Annotated in this window: 16 protein-coding genes, 1 tRNA gene and 1 riboswitch; of the genes, 7 read left to right on the top strand and 10 right to left on the bottom strand. The window is 68.5% G+C overall.

Annotated features, from left to right (window positions below; genetic code table 11):
* Positions 1-2 precede the first annotated feature (2 nt).
* Entirely contained in the window at positions 3-1,538 is a 1,536-nt protein-coding gene (locus tag ACWJI3_RS04200) for a UDP-N-acetylmuramoyl-tripeptide--D-alanyl-D-alanine ligase (RefSeq protein WP_480202954.1), read from the top strand.
* Here ACWJI3_RS04200 and glmU read toward each other — a convergent pair.
* The 3 genes from glmU to upp all read right to left on the bottom strand — a co-directional run bounded on the left by glmU (position 1,502) and on the right by upp (position 5,048).
* Complete coding sequence (glmU, locus tag ACWJI3_RS04195) at positions 1,502-2,881, bottom strand: bifunctional UDP-N-acetylglucosamine diphosphorylase/glucosamine-1-phosphate N-acetyltransferase GlmU (RefSeq protein ID WP_480202953.1); 1,380 nt, start codon at positions 2,879-2,881, stop codon at positions 1,502-1,504. The genes ACWJI3_RS04200 and glmU overlap by 37 nt on opposite strands.
* 61 nt (positions 2,882-2,942) lie before the next feature.
* On the bottom strand, positions 2,943-4,280 hold the full coding sequence (gene aroA / locus ACWJI3_RS04190) for a 3-phosphoshikimate 1-carboxyvinyltransferase (protein ID WP_480202952.1): 1,338 nt from the start codon (positions 4,278-4,280) through the stop codon (positions 2,943-2,945).
* A gap of 99 nt (positions 4,281-4,379) precedes the next feature.
* Positions 4,380-5,048 (bottom strand): uracil phosphoribosyltransferase, encoded by a 669-nt coding sequence (gene upp / locus ACWJI3_RS04185; RefSeq protein WP_255100868.1) that lies wholly within the window; start codon positions 5,046-5,048, stop codon positions 4,380-4,382.
* A 51-nt stretch (positions 5,049-5,099) separates the two neighbouring features.
* Between upp and ACWJI3_RS04180 the strand changes: the two genes are divergently transcribed.
* The 3 genes from ACWJI3_RS04180 to cobW all read left to right on the top strand — a co-directional run bounded on the left by ACWJI3_RS04180 (position 5,100) and on the right by cobW (position 7,668).
* Positions 5,100-5,630, top strand: a complete 531-nt coding sequence (locus ACWJI3_RS04180) for a pentapeptide repeat-containing protein (protein ID WP_369803028.1) — start codon at positions 5,100-5,102, stop codon at positions 5,628-5,630.
* A riboswitch (cobalamin riboswitch) is annotated at positions 5,624-5,779 on the top strand. It overlaps the preceding gene by 7 nt.
* Positions 5,780-5,906: 127 nt before the next feature.
* On the top strand, positions 5,907-6,491 hold the full coding sequence (locus tag ACWJI3_RS04175) for a HupE/UreJ family protein (protein ID WP_480202951.1): 585 nt from the start codon (positions 5,907-5,909) through the stop codon (positions 6,489-6,491).
* A 1-nt stretch (position 6,492) separates the two neighbouring features.
* The gene (cobW, locus tag ACWJI3_RS04170) at positions 6,493-7,668 is read left to right on the top strand and encodes a cobalamin biosynthesis protein CobW (protein WP_480202950.1); all 1,176 of its coding nucleotides are present in this window, start codon (positions 6,493-6,495) and stop codon (positions 7,666-7,668) included.
* Positions 7,669-7,809: 141 nt separating this feature from the next.
* Here the strand turns inward: cobW and ACWJI3_RS04165 are convergent, their stop codons facing one another.
* The gene (locus ACWJI3_RS04165) at positions 7,810-8,181 is read right to left on the bottom strand and encodes a hypothetical protein (protein WP_255100871.1); all 372 of its coding nucleotides are present in this window, start codon (positions 8,179-8,181) and stop codon (positions 7,810-7,812) included.
* A 94-nt stretch (positions 8,182-8,275) separates the two neighbouring features.
* Here ACWJI3_RS04165 and purS point away from each other — a divergent pair, with 94 nt between their 5' ends.
* Together purS and purQ are read left to right on the top strand one after the other, a co-directional pair.
* Positions 8,276-8,548 (top strand): phosphoribosylformylglycinamidine synthase subunit PurS, encoded by a 273-nt coding sequence (gene purS / locus ACWJI3_RS04160; protein ID WP_094512874.1) that lies wholly within the window; start codon positions 8,276-8,278, stop codon positions 8,546-8,548.
* Positions 8,545-9,198: a phosphoribosylformylglycinamidine synthase subunit PurQ gene (purQ, locus tag ACWJI3_RS04155; protein ID WP_094512873.1), complete on the top strand. Its 654-nt coding sequence runs from the start codon at positions 8,545-8,547 to the stop codon at positions 9,196-9,198. The genes purS and purQ overlap by 4 nt, the downstream gene beginning before the upstream one ends.
* Positions 9,199-9,224: 26 nt before the next feature.
* On the opposite strand, the gene ACWJI3_RS04150 is transcribed toward purQ, so the two are convergent.
* Positions 9,225-9,827 carry a peroxiredoxin gene (locus tag ACWJI3_RS04150; protein ID WP_480202949.1) on the bottom strand — a complete coding sequence of 201 codons (603 nt, stop codon included), beginning with the start codon at positions 9,825-9,827 and terminating at the stop codon, positions 9,225-9,227.
* Positions 9,828-10,234: 407 nt separating this feature from the next.
* Between ACWJI3_RS04150 and ACWJI3_RS04145 the strand changes: the two genes are divergently transcribed.
* Positions 10,235-10,513: a hypothetical protein gene (locus ACWJI3_RS04145; protein ID WP_144037006.1), complete on the top strand. Its 279-nt coding sequence runs from the start codon at positions 10,235-10,237 to the stop codon at positions 10,511-10,513.
* A 457-nt stretch (positions 10,514-10,970) separates the two neighbouring features.
* Here ACWJI3_RS04145 and ACWJI3_RS04140 read toward each other — a convergent pair.
* The 5 genes from ACWJI3_RS04140 to pxcA all read right to left on the bottom strand — a co-directional run bounded on the left by ACWJI3_RS04140 (position 10,971) and on the right by pxcA (position 14,473).
* A tRNA-Met gene (locus ACWJI3_RS04140) sits at positions 10,971-11,044 on the bottom strand.
* A 49-nt stretch (positions 11,045-11,093) separates the two neighbouring features.
* Positions 11,094-12,146, bottom strand: a complete 1,053-nt coding sequence (locus ACWJI3_RS04135) for a M23 family metallopeptidase (RefSeq protein ID WP_233132971.1) — start codon at positions 12,144-12,146, stop codon at positions 11,094-11,096.
* Positions 12,147-12,288: 142 nt separating this feature from the next.
* Complete coding sequence (locus ACWJI3_RS04130; protein ID WP_094512869.1) at positions 12,289-12,786, bottom strand: tRNA (cytidine(34)-2'-O)-methyltransferase; 498 nt, start codon at positions 12,784-12,786, stop codon at positions 12,289-12,291.
* A 3-nt stretch (positions 12,787-12,789) separates the two neighbouring features.
* Positions 12,790-13,344 (bottom strand): bifunctional adenosylcobinamide kinase/adenosylcobinamide-phosphate guanylyltransferase, encoded by a 555-nt coding sequence (gene cobU, locus ACWJI3_RS04125; protein WP_094512868.1) that lies wholly within the window; start codon positions 13,342-13,344, stop codon positions 12,790-12,792.
* On the bottom strand, positions 13,331-14,473 hold the full coding sequence (gene pxcA, locus ACWJI3_RS04120) for a proton extrusion protein PcxA (protein ID WP_094512867.1): 1,143 nt from the start codon (positions 14,471-14,473) through the stop codon (positions 13,331-13,333). The genes cobU and pxcA overlap by 14 nt, the downstream gene beginning before the upstream one ends.
* Positions 14,474-14,477: the final 4 nt, after the last annotated feature.

Raw genomic sequence — 14,477 nt, 5'->3', positions numbered from 1 at the left:
GGATGCGGCTGGAGCAACTCGTGGCGCTCTGGGGCGACCCCATCGGTCCGGCACTCGATCCCGCTGTGCCGCTGCCCCGCGTCTGCACCGATAGCCGGCGTCTGCAGCCGGGTGATCTGTTTGTGCCGCTCACGGGTGAACAGCACGATGGCCACCGGTTCCTCTCCCAGGCGGCCGAAGCCGGCGCCCTGGCGGCACTGATCGCGCGCGCGCGTGCCGCGGAGCGCCCTGCCTCCCTGCCCGCCTGGCTCGTGGACGACACCCAGCTGGCCTACCAGCAGCTGGCACGGGCCTGGCGCCAGACGCTGGCGGCACCGGTGATCGCCGTGACGGGTTCCGCTGGCAAGACCACCACCCGCGAACTGGTGCGCGCCGTGCTGGCGCCGCTGGGGCCGGTGCTGGCCACCAGCGGCAATGAGAACAACGATGTGGGCGTGCCGCTCACCCTGCTCAAGGCCAGCCCCAGTGAGGCGGCCGTGGTGGTGGAAATGGGCATGCGCGGTCTGGGGGAGATCGAGCGGCTCTCCCGCTGTGCGCTGCCCGATGTGGTGGTGATCACCAACATCGGCACGGCCCACATCGGCCGGCTCGGCAGCCGTGAAGCCATTGCCCAGGCCAAGTGTGAGATCACAGCCGCGCTCAGCCCGGCCGGTCTGGTGGTGATTCCCGCCGGCGATCCTCTGCTCGAGCAGGCGCTGGGCGCCGTGTGGAGCGGGCGGGTGCGCCGCGTGGCGCTCACAGGCGATGACGTCGCCGGCTCTGGTTCTGCCGCCGTGGGCCCGCACGTGCCAGCCCCTGACCTGCTCGGCCAGATCGAGGGGGATCCCGGCGCGGCCGGCGGCGCCTGGCTGCAGCTGCTTGCCGGCCCCGGCGCCGCTGCAAGCACTGCCGCTCCCGCTCCTGCTCCTGTTGCTTCAGGTGAGGGAGCTTCCACTGGCGAGGCTTCCACAGACCCTTCTCCAACGGAGTTTCGGGTGCCGCTGCCCCTGCCCGGGCGCCACAATGCCCGGAACCTGCTGCTTGCCCTGGCGGTGGCACTGGAGCTCGGCGTGCGGGCCGATCAGCTGCAGGTCCTCCGGGTGGAGGTGCCCGGTGGCCGCAGCCGCCGTCTGCAGCTCGGCGCTGTACAGGTGCTCGACGAGACCTACAACGCCTCCCCCGAAGCGGTGCTGGCGGCCCTCGATCTGCTGGCGGCCCAGCCGGGACGCCGCTTTGCTGCTCTCGGCACGATGCTGGAGCTGGGCGAGCAGAGCGAGGCGCTCCATCGCGCCGTGGCACGCCGTGCCGCGGACCTGCAGCTGGATGGGCTGGTGATCGTGGATGGTGGTGCCATGGGCGCCGCCATGCAGGAGGCGGCCAGTGGCCTGCCGCGGCTGGCTCGCGTGCAGAGCCCGGCTGAGGCGGCCGAGGCGCTGCTGGGGTGGCTGCAACCGGGCGATCAGTTGCTGCTCAAGGCCAGCCGTGGCGTGGCCCTGGAGCGGGCGATCCCGCTGCTGGCGGCTCAGCTGGCCGGCGCCGCCGGCGTGGCGCCGGCCTGAGGCCCCGGCCAGTTCTCGCGCACCAGCTGGCGGGCCCGGCCCAGAGCCAGGGAGCCGGCGGGAACATCGCGGGTAAGGGTGGAGCCGGCCCCCACGGTGACGCCCTCACCCAGGCGGATCGGGGCCACCAACACGGAATTGGCACCGGTTTTGCTGCCGGCGCCGATCACGGTGCGGTGCTTGCGCACGCCGTCGTAGTTGGCGGTGATCGTGCCGGCTCCCACATTCACGTTCTCGCCCAGCTCCGCATCGCCGATGTAGCTGAGGTGGTTCACCTTGCAGCCGGCGCCCAGCCTGCTCTGCTTGATCTCCACGAAGTTCCCCACCCGGCAGCCCGCCGCCAACTCGGTACCGGGCCTCAGCTGGGCGTAGGGCCCGATGGCGCAGCCATCAGCGACGCTGGCCTCGCGTACCACCGAAAGCAGCACCTCCACTCCGTTGCCGAGTGTGGCGTTCTCCAGCAGGGAGCCTGGCCCGAGCCGGCAGCCATCGCCGATCCGGCAGGCGCCGCGCAGGTGGGTCTGAGGCTCCACCACCACGTCGCGCCCGAAGCGGGTGGCGTCGCTGAGCGTGCAGCTGGCCGGATCGATGAAGGTGACACCCTCCACCATCCAGTGCCGCCGCAGCCGCTCCTGCAGCACCTGCTCGCACTGGGCCAGCTGCAGGCGGTCGTTGATGCCGTTGGTCTCGGCGCTGTCCTCCACCTCCAGGTGCTGGGCGGAGCCGAGCAGGGCCACGGTGTCGGTCAGGTAGAGCTCGCCCTGGTCGTTGTCGCTGGAGAGCTTGGGCAGCACCGCCGCCAGGCGGCTCCAGTCGAAGCAGTAGATGCCGGCGTTCACGAGCGGGTTGTCCCGCTGGGCGGCATTGCAGTCGCGGTGTTCCACGATCGCGCTCACCTGTGCATCCTCGTCCGCGAACACCCGGCCGTAGCCGCTCGGATCCTCCAGCCGGGCTGTCAGCAGGGTCACGGCGGCGCCACCGCGCCGGTGGCTGTCGAGCAGCTGGCGCAGCGTTTGCGGACGCAGCAGCGGCACGTCTCCATTGAGCACCAGCAGATCACCCGTGAAGCCCTGCAGCGGCTCCAGCAGCTGCTGCACGGCATGGCCGGTGCCGTTCTGCGGCTGCTGCAGCACGAACTCCAGCCCGTGGTGGGCCGCCAGCGACGCCTCCACACGCTCGGCCTGGTGCCCCACGATCAGCAGGCGCCGATCGGGTTCGAGGCTGTCGCAGCAGCGGAGCACCCGCTCCACCAGCGTGGCACCGGCCAGCGGCTGCAGCACCTTGGGAAGGTCGCTGCGCATGCGGGTTCCCTTCCCGGCGGCCAGAACGGCAACGGCAAGCATGCGGGGGGCGGCAATTGGCGGGAATCTATCCGGCGCCCCGCTGCCCTTTCGCCGGTGGGCTTCAGGCCTGCAGACGTGCCAGATCGTCCCAGAAGCCGGGGTACGACACCGCCGCAGCTTCGCTGCGGTGCAGCCGCGTGGGACCGATGGCCACCTGGGCCGCCACCGCCAGGCTCATCGCCACCCGGTGGTCGGTTTCGCTGTCCACCTCGGCGCCCTGCAGCTCCACCCCTCCGGTGATGTCGAGCCCGTCGGGGTGCTCCACCAGCCGTGCCCCCATCGCGCCCAGCTGGCGGCACATCACGGCGAGCCGATCGGTTTCCTTGACGCGCAGCTCAGCTGCTTCCCGGATCCGGCTGGTGCCCTCGGCCCGGCAGGCGGCCACCACCAGCACGGGGATTTCATCCACCAGGCGCGGAATCAGCTCGCCGCCGATGTCAAAGGCCTGCAACGGCCCATAGCGCACCCGCAGATCCCCCACCGGCTCGCCCGCCACCAGGCGCTGCTCCAGCCGCTCGATGCGGGCGCCCATGGCTTCGAGCACCTCCAGCACCCCCGTGCGGGTGGGGTTGAGGCCCACGTTGCGCACGGTCAGGTCGGCGCCTGGGGTGATCGCCCCGGCCACCAGCCAGAAGGCCGCCGAGCTGATGTCGCCCGGCACTTCCACCGGCTGCCCCACCAGCTCCCGGCCCGGCGTCAGCCGCACGTGCCGGCCGGAGTCGCCGCCGATCTCGATGTCGGCGCCGAAGCCACGCAGCATCCGCTCGCTGTGATCGCGGGAGCGGGCCGGTTCGATCACGCTGGTGGGACCGGTGGCGGTGAGACCCGCCAGCAGGATCGCCGACTTCACCTGGGCCGAGGCGATCGGGGTGCCCAGCACGGCCCCATGCAGCGCGCTTCCCTGGATCGAGAGCGGCGCCAGCTTGCCGCCGGCGCGGCCGCGGATCTGGGCGCCCATGGCGGCCAGCGGTTCGGCCACCCTTCCCATCGGCCGCTGGCGCAGGGACGCATCGCCGTTCAGCACGAAGTGGCAGCCGCTGCGTCCCGCCAGCAGCCCCATGATCAGCCGCATGGTGGTGCCGGAATTGCCGCAATCCAGCACGTCGTCGGGTTCCCGCAGGCCTTCGAGGCCCACCCCCTGCACGATCACCGGCTGCCCTGCCGCGATCGGGCTGATGGTCACCCCCATGGCGCGCAGGCAGGCGGCGGTGCTGAGCGGATCCTCCGCAGGCAGCAGGCCATCGATGCGGGTTTCGCCGGTGGCGATTGCCCCGAACAGCAGCGCGCGGTGGGAGATCGACTTATCGCCCGGCACCTGCACGGTGCCGCTCAACGAACGCGAACCTTCCTGCCCGAGGGCACGGGCCGGGGGCGGTGAAGCGGCGACAGCCAGTCCCATGCCAGGGGAGCAATGGCCCGTGAGCCTAGGTCTGGGCCTGGGCGCCACGGTCTGGCCGAGCACGACAGAGGAGGGCTGGAGCCGCGCCTGCTGCAGGCATCAGGGAATGGCCGCCGCCGGGGTGCCGAACAGACGATCACCGGCATCGCCGAGGCCCGGGACGATGCGGAAGTCGGCATCCAGGTCAGCGTCGATGCAGGCGGTGTAGAGGGTGAGGTGGGGGAAGCGCTGCCCCAGGGTGTTGAGCCCGGGCCGGGCCGCCAGGGCCGTGATCACCCGCAGCCGGTCACCGCTCACCCCTTTGCTCTCGAGCCGTTCCAGCACCTGCACCAGGCTGCCGGCGGTGGCCACCATCGGATCGAACACCAGCACCCCCACCTGGGGGCCGATTGTTTCGGGCAGCGCGTCGTAGTACCAGGAGGCCCTGGCATCAGCTTCATTGCGGCGCAGGCCGACGTGGGCGACCCGGGCCGTGGGCAGCACGGCCTGGGCCCCCTGCCACAGCCCCAGGCCCGCCCGCAGGATCGGTACCGCCAGCAGGGGCACGCTGCCGTCCACCACGCTGCCTTCGGTGCTGGCCAGCGGTGTCTGCACCGTCACCCGCTGATGGGGCAGCCAGTCGCGCACGGCTTCATAGGTGAGCCAGCGGCCCAGCTCGGCCATGGCGGTGCCGAACAGAGAGGGGGGCGTGTCCTGGTCACGCAGCAGGGTCAACCAGTGACCGATCAGGGGATGGGGCGGCACCACCACCCGCAGGGACATGCTCATGTCGATCGCGTCGCGGCCGTGGCTGCCATAACTTGAGGGCCCACGGTACGTGTGTTCTTGCCCCCCTTCACTCGCCCCGGTTGGCTCAGCTCCCTGCTTGCCCTGCTGGTGGTCACGGTCGCCTGGCTGGGTCTGGTGGGCCCCCTGGCGCCGGCCCTGGCGATCACGGCACCGGAGCTGCGCGGCCAGCGGGCGCTGAAGGATCTGCAGCCCGCTATGCATGGCCGCAACCTGCAGCAGCAGGAGTTTCTGAAGGCGTCGATGCAGGGCTTCGACCTCAGTGACACCAACCTGCGCGGTGCCGTGTTCAATTCCAGCGATCTGCAGGGCAGCAATCTCAGCGGCGCCGACCTCGAAGACGCCGTGGCCTTCGCCACCCGCTTCGACAACGCCGACCTCAGCGGTGCGGTGCTCCGCAACGCCATGCTCATGCAGAGCCGCTTCACCGGGGCCACGATCGAGGGGGCCGATTTCAGCGACGCCGTGCTCGATCTGACCCAGCAGAAAGCCCTCTGCGCCAGGGCCGCAGGCGTCAATCCCCGCACCGGCGTCAGCACGGTTGAAAGCCTCGGCTGCCGGTAGATTGGCTCGTCGGTTCCAGGGGATCCATCCCTTGGAGGCAAGGGGGAAAGTCCGGTGCAATTCCGGCGCTGTCCCGCAACTGTGAAGCCTGTTCCCCGAGTCCTCGTGGCAGGGCCAGTCAGAACACCCGCCGGCGTTTCAACCCATCCAGTTCCGGCGAGGACCGGTCGAGCCATGTTTCTTCAACCCCGGGCTGCTGGCCCAGGCCTTCGTGCGGCCCAGCCAGCCAGCCCTCTTCAGTTTTCTGGCGCCCTGCAGCTCGCGCCACTCCTGGTCGTGCCGCTGCTGCTCGTGCCACTGCTGCTCGTGCCACTGCTGGCCACCCCCGCAGCTGCCCACCACCTGATGGAAACCTTCGCCCTGAAGGAGGGCCCGCTGGCGGGTCTGCTCAGCGGCATCGGTCATCCGCTGCTGGGTCCGGATCACCTGCTGTTTCTGCTGGCGCTCGGCCTGGTGGGCCTGGTGCAGCGCCTGCGCTGGGTGCTCGCTCTGCTGGCCGTGGGGCTTACGGCCACCGGCCTTGGCCTGCTGCTGCCGGCCCTGCCTGGCGCCGAAGCGCTGGTGGCGCTGTCGCTGGTGGTGGTGGGGCTGGTGGTGATCCAAAGGTTGCCTGTCTGGACCCTGCTGCCCGCTTTCGCCCTGCACGGCTATGTGCTCAGTGATGCCGTGAGTGGCTGGCAGGCGGCCTCCGTCGTTTGGTACCTGCTGGGCCTGCTGATCAGCCAGGGCGCCCTGCTGTGGCTGGCGCTCACGTTGGTGCAGCGCTGGCGCGCGGGCCTCGCTCCGGCGCGGTTGATGCTGGCGGCCGGCGTGCTGATCGGCGTCGGCTCCACGTTCGCCTGGTCCGCGTTGGTGCCCTGAGATGACAGCCTCCATGCAACGGCGTCTGCCTGTCACGGTGGTGACGGGCTTTCTCGGCGCGGGCAAAACCACCTTGCTGCGCCATCTGCTCACCACCAGCGGTCTGCGCCTGGCGGTGCTGGTGAATGAATTCGGCGAAGTCGGCATCGACGGTGACCTGCTGCGCAGCTGCGGCTTCTGCCCGGAGGAGGAGCTCGATGGCCGGCTGGTGGAGCTCGCCAATGGCTGCCTCTGCTGCACCGTCCAGGACGATTTTCTGCCGACGATGCAGAAGCTGCTGGCGTCCGCTGATCGTCTTGACGGCATCGTGGTGGAAACCAGCGGCCTGGCGCTGCCCGAGCCCCTGGTGCAGGCCTTCCAGTGGCCCGACATCCGCACCCGCACCCGCGTCAACGGCGTGGTGACGGTGGTGGATGGTGAAGCGCTGGCCGGCGGCAGTGTGGTGGCCGACCCCGCCGCGCTTGAGCGGCAGCGGGCCGCCGACCCCAGCCTCGATCATCTCTCCGACCTGGAGGAGTTGTTCGAGGACCAGTTGCGGGCGGCTGATCTGGTGCTGGTGAGCCGCGGCGACCGCCTCATGCCTGCAGAGCTGGACCGGGTGCGCGGGCGCCTTCAGGCCTCCTGCCGCCCCGGCGCCCAGGTGTTGCCAATGCAGCGCGGTCAGGTGCCGCCCGAGCTGCTGCTGGGCCTGGATCGCCCAGCCGTCGCGCCGGCTCCTGGCCCCCATGGCGAGGCCTCCCACGACCACCATCACGATCACGATCACGCTCATCACAACCACGAGCATCACGACCACACCCACGTGCCCATGCAATCGGTGGCGATTCAGCTCGCTGGCTCCTTCGATCGTGAGGCCCTTGAAGCCACGCTCCTGGAGCAGATCCAGCACCAGGCCCTGCTGCGCCTCAAGGGCTGGCTGATTCAGCCCGGCAAACGACGGCCTCTGCAGATCCAGGCGGTTGGTCCGCGGCTCGATTGCTGGTACGAGGACCACGACGCACAGAGGGCAGCCCCCGCAGGCCCGATAGCCCCCGCTCCCAGGGAGATTGGCTCCCCTGGCAGCCCCCACGAGGGTCGGATCGAGCTGGTGGCGCTCGGGCTGCGTGTCGAGCGCAGCTTGCTGCTGCAGGCGATCGAAGGCACCCGACGCAGGCAGGTCAGCGCCAGCCGGGTCTGAGCAGGCTCGCAGCCAAGCTCAGGCGGCCTGTCTGCGATCCATTCGATGGCGGCTTGTCTGTGATCCATTCACAGTCTTCCCAGGTGTGCCATCCACTTCCAGCCGACCCAATCTTCCAGCCGACCAAATCCGATGGTCGGTTCAGTCCAGGGGGATGTCCCCCTGGGCACAGATGCCGTCCCAGCAGAGGGCCTGATCCTCGCTCCAGCGGGCCTTCACCGTCTCCCAGCTGCCGGCTGGTCGCTGCATCTCCACCACGCCCTTGCCGTCGTGGCGGAAGCTGAGCTGTGTGTTGTCGAAGCGCAACCTCCAGCGCTCACCCACCGCTTCCACCGTCATCACGCAGGGAAGCCAGGGGCCATCGGCCAGCCGGCAGCGCAGGGGCACCCGCTGCACCTGTGCCAGGGCCGGAGCAAGCAGAGCGGTACCTGCCATCGCGATCAACACTGCCACCATCCCCGCCCGGGCCAGCCGGGCTCCCAGGCAGGGTTGGCTGGCGCCTGTCGCTTGCATCGCTTCCAACGCCCACCTCTGTTTTGACCATGCTTCGGCGCTGGTCCCGAGGGGGAGGCAAGCTGCCAAGATTTAACAAACGACATCCCTGCCGGTGCCCCGCTTTCAAGCCCGTGTGCTGGTCTCCCTGAGACCATCGGTTCTCGATCCGGCAGGAGAAGCCACCAGAGCCGCCGCCCAGCGGCTCGGCGTCGATGGCATCACGCGTCTGCGCATTGGCAAGGCGATGGAGGTGGAACTCGATGCGCCGGATCTCGACGCCGCGCGCAGCACGATCGAGCGGCTGAGCGATCGCCTGCTGGCCAATCCGGTGATCGAGAACTGGTGCCTCGAGCAGCTCAAGCCCGTGGAGGGCGCCGGGTCATGACGATCGGAGTGGTGGTGTTTCCCGGTTCGAACTGCGATCGGGATGTGCGCTGGGCGGCGGAAGGATGCCTCGGCATTCCCACCCGCTTCCTCTGGCACGAGGAGTCGAGCCTGGAGGGCATCGATGCGGTGGTGCTGCCCGGCGGGTTCAGCTATGGCGACTATCTCCGTTGCGGCGCCATTGCCCATGTCTCGCCGCTGTTGAGCGAAGTGGCCAGCTTCGCGGCGCGTGGCGGCCCGGTGCTGGGCATCTGCAACGGCTTCCAGGTGCTCACAGAAATGGGCCTGCTGCCCGGAGCGCTCACGCGCAACCGCCAGCTGCACTTTCTCTGTGAAGCGGCTCCGCTCACGGTGCACCCGGGCGCCTCCCAGTGGCTGCGCCACTACAGCGAAGGTGAGCAGATCAGCCTGCCGATCGCCCACGGCGAAGGTTGCTTCCAGGCCGACGCTGACACGCTGGCGGAGCTGGAGGGGGAAGGCCGGGTGGTGCTGCGTTACGCCGCCAACCCCAACGGTTCGGTGGGGAATGTCGCCGGCCTCTGCAACGCCCAAGGCAACGTGCTGGGTCTGATGCCCCACCCGGAGCGGGCCTGCGACCCGATCACCGGCGGCACCGACGGCACCCGCCTGCTGGCCTCGCTGCTGGGCTGACCGCCAAGGCGGTGGCAGGGGGTAGCTCAGCCGTGGGCGGCGAAGTACTCCTTGCTGGCGACCGGGTCGGGCTTCATGGTCGCAGCGCCCGGCATCCAGTTGGCGGGGCACACCTCGCCAGGGTGCCCCTGCACGTGCTGGAAGGCCTTGAGCACGCGCAGGGTTTCCTCCACGCTGCGGCCCACCGAGAGATTGTTGATGGTGGCGTGCTGCACGATGCCGTCCGGATCGATCAGGAACAGGCCCCGCAGCGCCACACCGACCTCCTCGTCGAGCACGCCGTAGGCGCGGGCGATCTCCTTCCTGAGATCGGCCACCAGCGGATAGGCGATTTCGCCGACACCACCGTCCTGGCGCGAGGTCTGGATCCAGGCCAGGTGGCTGTACTGGCTGTCGACTGAGACGCCCAGCACTTCAGCGCCAAGTGCGGCGAACTCTGCGTGCCGATCGCTGAAGGCTGTCACCTCCGTGGGGCAGACGAAGGTGAAATCGAGCGGATAGAAAAACAGCACCACATACCGGCCGCGGTACTGCGACAACTGGATTTCGCTGAAGTCCTGGTCCACCACGGCGGTGGCGGTGAAGTCGGGCGCCTGCTGACCCACGCGCAGGGAGGCGTTGATCGTCATGGCGGAGAGATGCTCAGGGACGGGAAGGTTGGGGAGGCTATGGCCGCCGGCGACAGCATCACGCCGGAAGCCGGAGATTGCAGCTGCGAAAGGAGGTGTGCCGCGGTGTTCCTGCCGTCTCCATCACTGTATCCAGCGCTGTCTGTGTGCAGCGGCCGTGGCGCGGATCAGCGGCGCTCGCAGCCGATCAGCAGGGGCCTCAGCCAGACGGATCAGGGCAGCCCTTGCCGGCCAAGCGCAGCGGGTCAAGAACTTTTGTCATAAAACACTGGCTGCATGCCTGAATGGGGTCGTTGGCGCGGTAGGCAGGTGAGGTGGCAGGCTGCTTCGTCAGCTCCTGTCCGCAGCACCGAACGCCAGCCTGGAGCGCACCCGGTTTCGGTGGTCCTTTTCTTTTGCCTGCCCTGATGTCCTGGGATCCCGTCCTGCTTCGCAAGTACAACGCCACCGGGCATTTCCGTCTGCTCAGCCAGCTGCGCAGCGAAATCGTCTCCCACCCGATTCAGCGTCCCCAGGCCGATGGCAGCCCGGCACGCCGTGGCCGTGGTTCCTCATCCTCCTCAAGGCGCTCCGGTGCCCGTGGTGGCGCCAGCGAGGCTGCGAACACCACCTCGGATTACGGAGCCGCTTCAGCCAATTCCGCCCCCAGCTTTCGTGAGCGCCTGAACGCCATCGAAATGCGCTGAGATCACGCGGCGATGCGCGATGGTGACTCAGATAGCGAGAGCCTGAATCAGAAAGCGAGACGCTGAGTCAGAAAGCGGCAGGTTGATTCAGGAAGCGAGAGAGACGATCACGTTCACCCCGCATGGAACCCATCCAACATTGATCCCCCGCGGATTGAACGCACCCCACAGTCAATCCACCGCGGATGGAACCAACCCCGGATGGGACCCACCCCGTTTTCATGCGGACCCAACTTGAGTGCTGGCTGATTCGCACGCCCCGGCACGCAGGGCCGGGATTGAGTCATTGGCCGAGCCGCGCAGAGCGCTCAGCAGAACTCGCCAGCTTCAGGCGCCAACAAAGTCTCGCCAACGTCAGGTGTCAACCCATTGAGGTGACAAGGATGTCAAACGATCAATGTCAAAGAATTGAAGTGCCACTGGATCTACCACTGGGTTGGATCGATTTTCAGGGCAATGGCTCGGGGGAGACTTGAACTCCCGACCTTGGGGTTATGAATCCCACGCTCTAACCAGCTGAGCTACCGAGCCCTGTGTGGAGAGCTTAAACGACGGCCCGACGCCTCCCGTGCGGCGCGTCTCAGGCGCGGCCGGGGAGGAACTCCAGGGGATTCACGGCACCACGGCCGGGGGGATGGATCTCGAAGTGGAGGTGAGGCCCGGTGCTGCGTCCGGTGCTGCCCATCGAGCTGATCACGGTTCCCTGGCCCACCATCTGGCCGACTCTCACCATCAGGCGGCTGTTGTGGGCGTAGAGCGACTTGCTGCCGTCGCTGTGCTGGATCTCCACCAGGTAGCCGTAGCCCCCGTCATGCCAGCCGGCAAAGACCACCTGGCCGGAGCGGGCGGCCACGATCGGCGTGCCGACGTTGTTGGCGATGTCGACGCCTTTGTGCATGCGCCCCCAGCGCCAGCCGAAGCCGGAGCTGAACACCCCTCTGGTGGGCCAGATCCAGGTGGCGTCGCCCTGGGTGGGGCCTTGCTCCACCTCTGGACGGCCACCGAAGGAGGGGAGATCCGGCCAGCTGAGCCCGCCGCTGCCCACGGGATTGAGCCCGAGCACCATCCGGGTGCGGCCGGGGGCGGAACGGGCCAGCCGCACCTGGGTACCGGCCACGAGCCGGGCGGCCTCTAGGCCGGGGTTCAGCCGCAGCAGCTCCTGAATCGTGAGGTTGTAGCGCTTGGCGAGCTTCATCAGGCTGTCGCCGAAGCGCACCACTCCGGTGGATTCCAGGGGTGGCAGCTCGGAGAGCGGGGCGGAGCGCCGGATCTGCTCGGGATCGAGGGCGGCCACGCTGCGCGCCCGGTTGGTGTCCCGTCCAGGGATCACCAGCCAGTCGCCCTGGCTGAACCTGTGGTCTTCGGTCACATCATTCATGCGGGCCAGGGGCGTTTCCTGGATGCGCAGCTGCTGAGCGAGCTCATCCAGGGTGACCTCTGCGCGCACCTGGATCCACACCCTGTCGCTGGCCTTGGGGAGCGAGGCGAGCTGCTGGACCGCTTTGGGCTCGGCCGTCAGCCCCAGAGCATCCCCGAAGCCGGCAGACAGCTCATCAACCCCGCTGGAGCGGGAGTCGGCGATGCCAGGGATGGCCGCAGCAGCCACCAGAGAGAGAACCGGGAGGGCTCCCATCAGAGGCAGGATCAGTTGCGAAGGCTTCATGCAAATTCACCCATTGGACAAAACCCGGTGGAGAAGCCGCCACCCCCCGGGTCGCGCCGACAGTAGCGGCCTGAACTCCTTTAGACAACCTGAAGGCCGGAGCGAACGGGGTTCAAGCGTCCCTGGCGGTGCTGGAGATCCCTGTCCCCAACTGGCGAATGGCCTCAAACAACACCACGGCGGCGGCCACGGAGAGGTTGAGGCTGCGCACCCCACCACCGCTGCGCACCGAGCCCGGCATCGGCACGGTGAGCCGGGCATCGGCGGCGGCCAGCACATCCGGCGGCAGGCCGCTCGATTCACGCCCATGCAGCAGCCAGTCGTCGTCTCGGAAGGCGAAGGAGGTGTACGGCTGGTCCACCTGGCTGCTGAAGGCCACCAGGCGCCCACCGCACCTGCGGCGGTGCTGCTCGAAGCTCACCAGGTTGGCGTGGCGGTGCAGCTGTACCCAGGGCCAATAGTCCAGGCCCGCCCGCTTCAGCTGCCGGTCATCGATCTGGAAGCCCAGCGGTTCGATCAGGTGAAGCTCGCAGCCGGTGGCCGCACAGGTGCGCGCCACATTGCCGGTGTTCGGCGGGATCTCCGGCTCAAACAGCACCACCCGCGGCATGGCTCAGAGCTCCGGCACCGGCCTGCTCAGCCGCAGCAGATCGATCGCCCGCCCGTGCACCACCAGCCACGCCTCGTTGCAGCGGGGCAGCAGCTCTTGCTGCAGCGCCCCGAGCCGATCCCGGAAGCGCCCGCCGATCGCCGTGGGGGGCACCACACCCCAGCCAGTCTCCTCAGACACGATCAGCGCGGCGGCGCGGCAACGCTGCAACGCCGACAGCAGATGCTGCTGTTCCTGCTCCCAGGCGCCTGTGTCCAGTTCGAGGTGGTGCGCCAGCCAGGTGCCGAGCGAGTCGATCAGCAGCAGTCGCTCAGCGGGCGCCCGCTCCAGCGCGGCGCTGAGCTGCCCTTCCACCTCCCAGGTGGGCCAGTCGGCCGGCCGGCGGCGGCGGTGCAGGGCCAGCCGCTCGCTCCAGCTGGCATCGCCCTCGAGGCGGGGGCCGGTGGCGATGTAGGTGACCGGCCGGCCCGAATGCAGGGCCAGGTGCTCGGCCCAGCGGCTCTTGCCGCTCCGGCTCGGACCGGTCACCAGGGTGAGCATGGCGTCAGCCCCCGCCATTCATGTTGCGCAGCGTGGCCACAGAAGATGGGGACACACGGTTGAGATAGCGGAAAATCCAATACTTGAAGATCGTGGCCAGAATCACCGGGAAGGTGGCGATGAAGAGCATCACGAAGTTCTCTCTCACCGGTAGTCCCAGGTGGGTGGCTACACCATCGAGCAACACAGTCCAGCCTTCCGGGCTGTGAAATCCCACGAAGATGTCGGTAAAAAGAATGATTGCAAAGGCCTTGGCACTGTCGCTCAGGCCATACACCTGTTCGTCCAGAAAGCCGCGCAGCACCCGGATGTCCTCACGGGCCAGCAGGCAGACCAGCCCGAAACTGAGCAGCCCGAAGGCATCGGAGAGCACGTTCTTGATCGCCAGGGTGCTCTGTCCATCCGCTTCTTCCTTCAGTTCGGCGGCGCGGCTGGCCAGGGCCTTGTGCATCGCCGCCGGATCGGGGAGGTCTTCGCCCTTGAGCAGAGCATCGAATTCCAGCTCCGCTTTGTACACACGCAGCTTCTCCACAGCCGCCTCTTCAAGCTGCGGCTTGGGGTAAGTGAGGAAGGGCACGTCGGGCGCGAAGCGATCCACCAAGGGCGAAATCACGAAGGTGCGGCTGGCCTGCTGCATCAGCAGCGGCACCAGCACCAGCAGCAGCAGGATGCGCAGCGACACCAGCGTGGAATCGCGGCGCCGGCGAAAGCCAGCCACCACGGTGGCCTCTGCCTGGGGATCCAGCTGCCGTCGCACCTTCTCCATCAACCCCATCAGGCTGCGGGGCAACAACTCCGGCGAGCGGGTGAGGGTGGAGAGCGGCTTGCGGTTGGAGTAGCGCCCCTCGACTGTTTCAATCAGCTGGAACTGCCGCAGCTCCTGGGGATCGAGTTCGTGGCGGCGGGGCTGGAGTTCCTCCACCACCTGCCGGCACAGCTCCAGTGAACTGCGAAACCGCCGCATCATCTGCGCCTGCACCGACGCCGGCATGCTCAGCTCAAGCTCCGGCCGCACAGGGCGGTCGTTGAAGTATTCGAGCTCAATGTTCTGGATCAGCAGGGCGGCCTCATAGGCGCGCTCCAGATTGCTGCGCAGATCCTTGGTGCGGGCCTTCCCGAAGGTTCCCATCCAGTCGGTCAGACCCATGGGT

Source organism: Marcopretia estuarina LEGE 06307, from assembly GCF_056633115.1.
This window is presented reverse-complemented; position numbering and strand designations above follow the sequence as displayed.

What these genes read in the sequence shown, in the direction of transcription:
- ACWJI3_RS04165 (WP_255100871.1), bottom strand. Translation starts at nt 8,181, where the DNA reads ATGCAAGCGACAGGCGCCAGCCAACCCTGCCTGGGAGCCCGGCTGGCC.
- cobU (WP_094512868.1), bottom strand. Translation starts at nt 13,344, where the DNA reads ATGGCGGGGGCTGACGCCATGCTCACCCTGGTGACCGGTCCGAGCCGG.
- ACWJI3_RS04200 (WP_480202954.1), top strand. Translation starts at nt 3, where the DNA reads ATGCGGCTGGAGCAACTCGTGGCGCTCTGGGGCGACCCCATCGGTCCG.
- ACWJI3_RS04135 (WP_233132971.1), bottom strand. Translation starts at nt 12,146, where the DNA reads ATGGGAGCCCTCCCGGTTCTCTCTCTGGTGGCTGCTGCGGCCATCCCT.
- ACWJI3_RS04150 (WP_480202949.1), bottom strand. Translation starts at nt 9,827, where the DNA reads ATGACGATCAACGCCTCCCTGCGCGTGGGTCAGCAGGCGCCCGACTTC.
- ACWJI3_RS04145 (WP_144037006.1), top strand. Translation starts at nt 10,235, where the DNA reads ATGTCCTGGGATCCCGTCCTGCTTCGCAAGTACAACGCCACCGGGCAT.
- glmU (WP_480202953.1), bottom strand. Translation starts at nt 2,881, where the DNA reads ATGCTTGCCGTTGCCGTTCTGGCCGCCGGGAAGGGAACCCGCATGCGC.
- ACWJI3_RS04130 (WP_094512869.1), bottom strand. Translation starts at nt 12,786, where the DNA reads ATGCCGCGGGTGGTGCTGTTTGAGCCGGAGATCCCGCCGAACACCGGC.
- cobW (WP_480202950.1), top strand. Translation starts at nt 6,493, where the DNA reads ATGACAGCCTCCATGCAACGGCGTCTGCCTGTCACGGTGGTGACGGGC.
- upp (WP_255100868.1), bottom strand. Translation starts at nt 5,048, where the DNA reads ATGAGCATGTCCCTGCGGGTGGTGGTGCCGCCCCATCCCCTGATCGGT.
- pxcA (WP_094512867.1), bottom strand. Translation starts at nt 14,473, where the DNA reads ATGGGTCTGACCGACTGGATGGGAACCTTCGGGAAGGCCCGCACCAAG.
- aroA (WP_480202952.1), bottom strand. Translation starts at nt 4,280, where the DNA reads ATGGGACTGGCTGTCGCCGCTTCACCGCCCCCGGCCCGTGCCCTCGGG.
- purQ (WP_094512873.1), top strand. Translation starts at nt 8,545, where the DNA reads ATGACGATCGGAGTGGTGGTGTTTCCCGGTTCGAACTGCGATCGGGAT.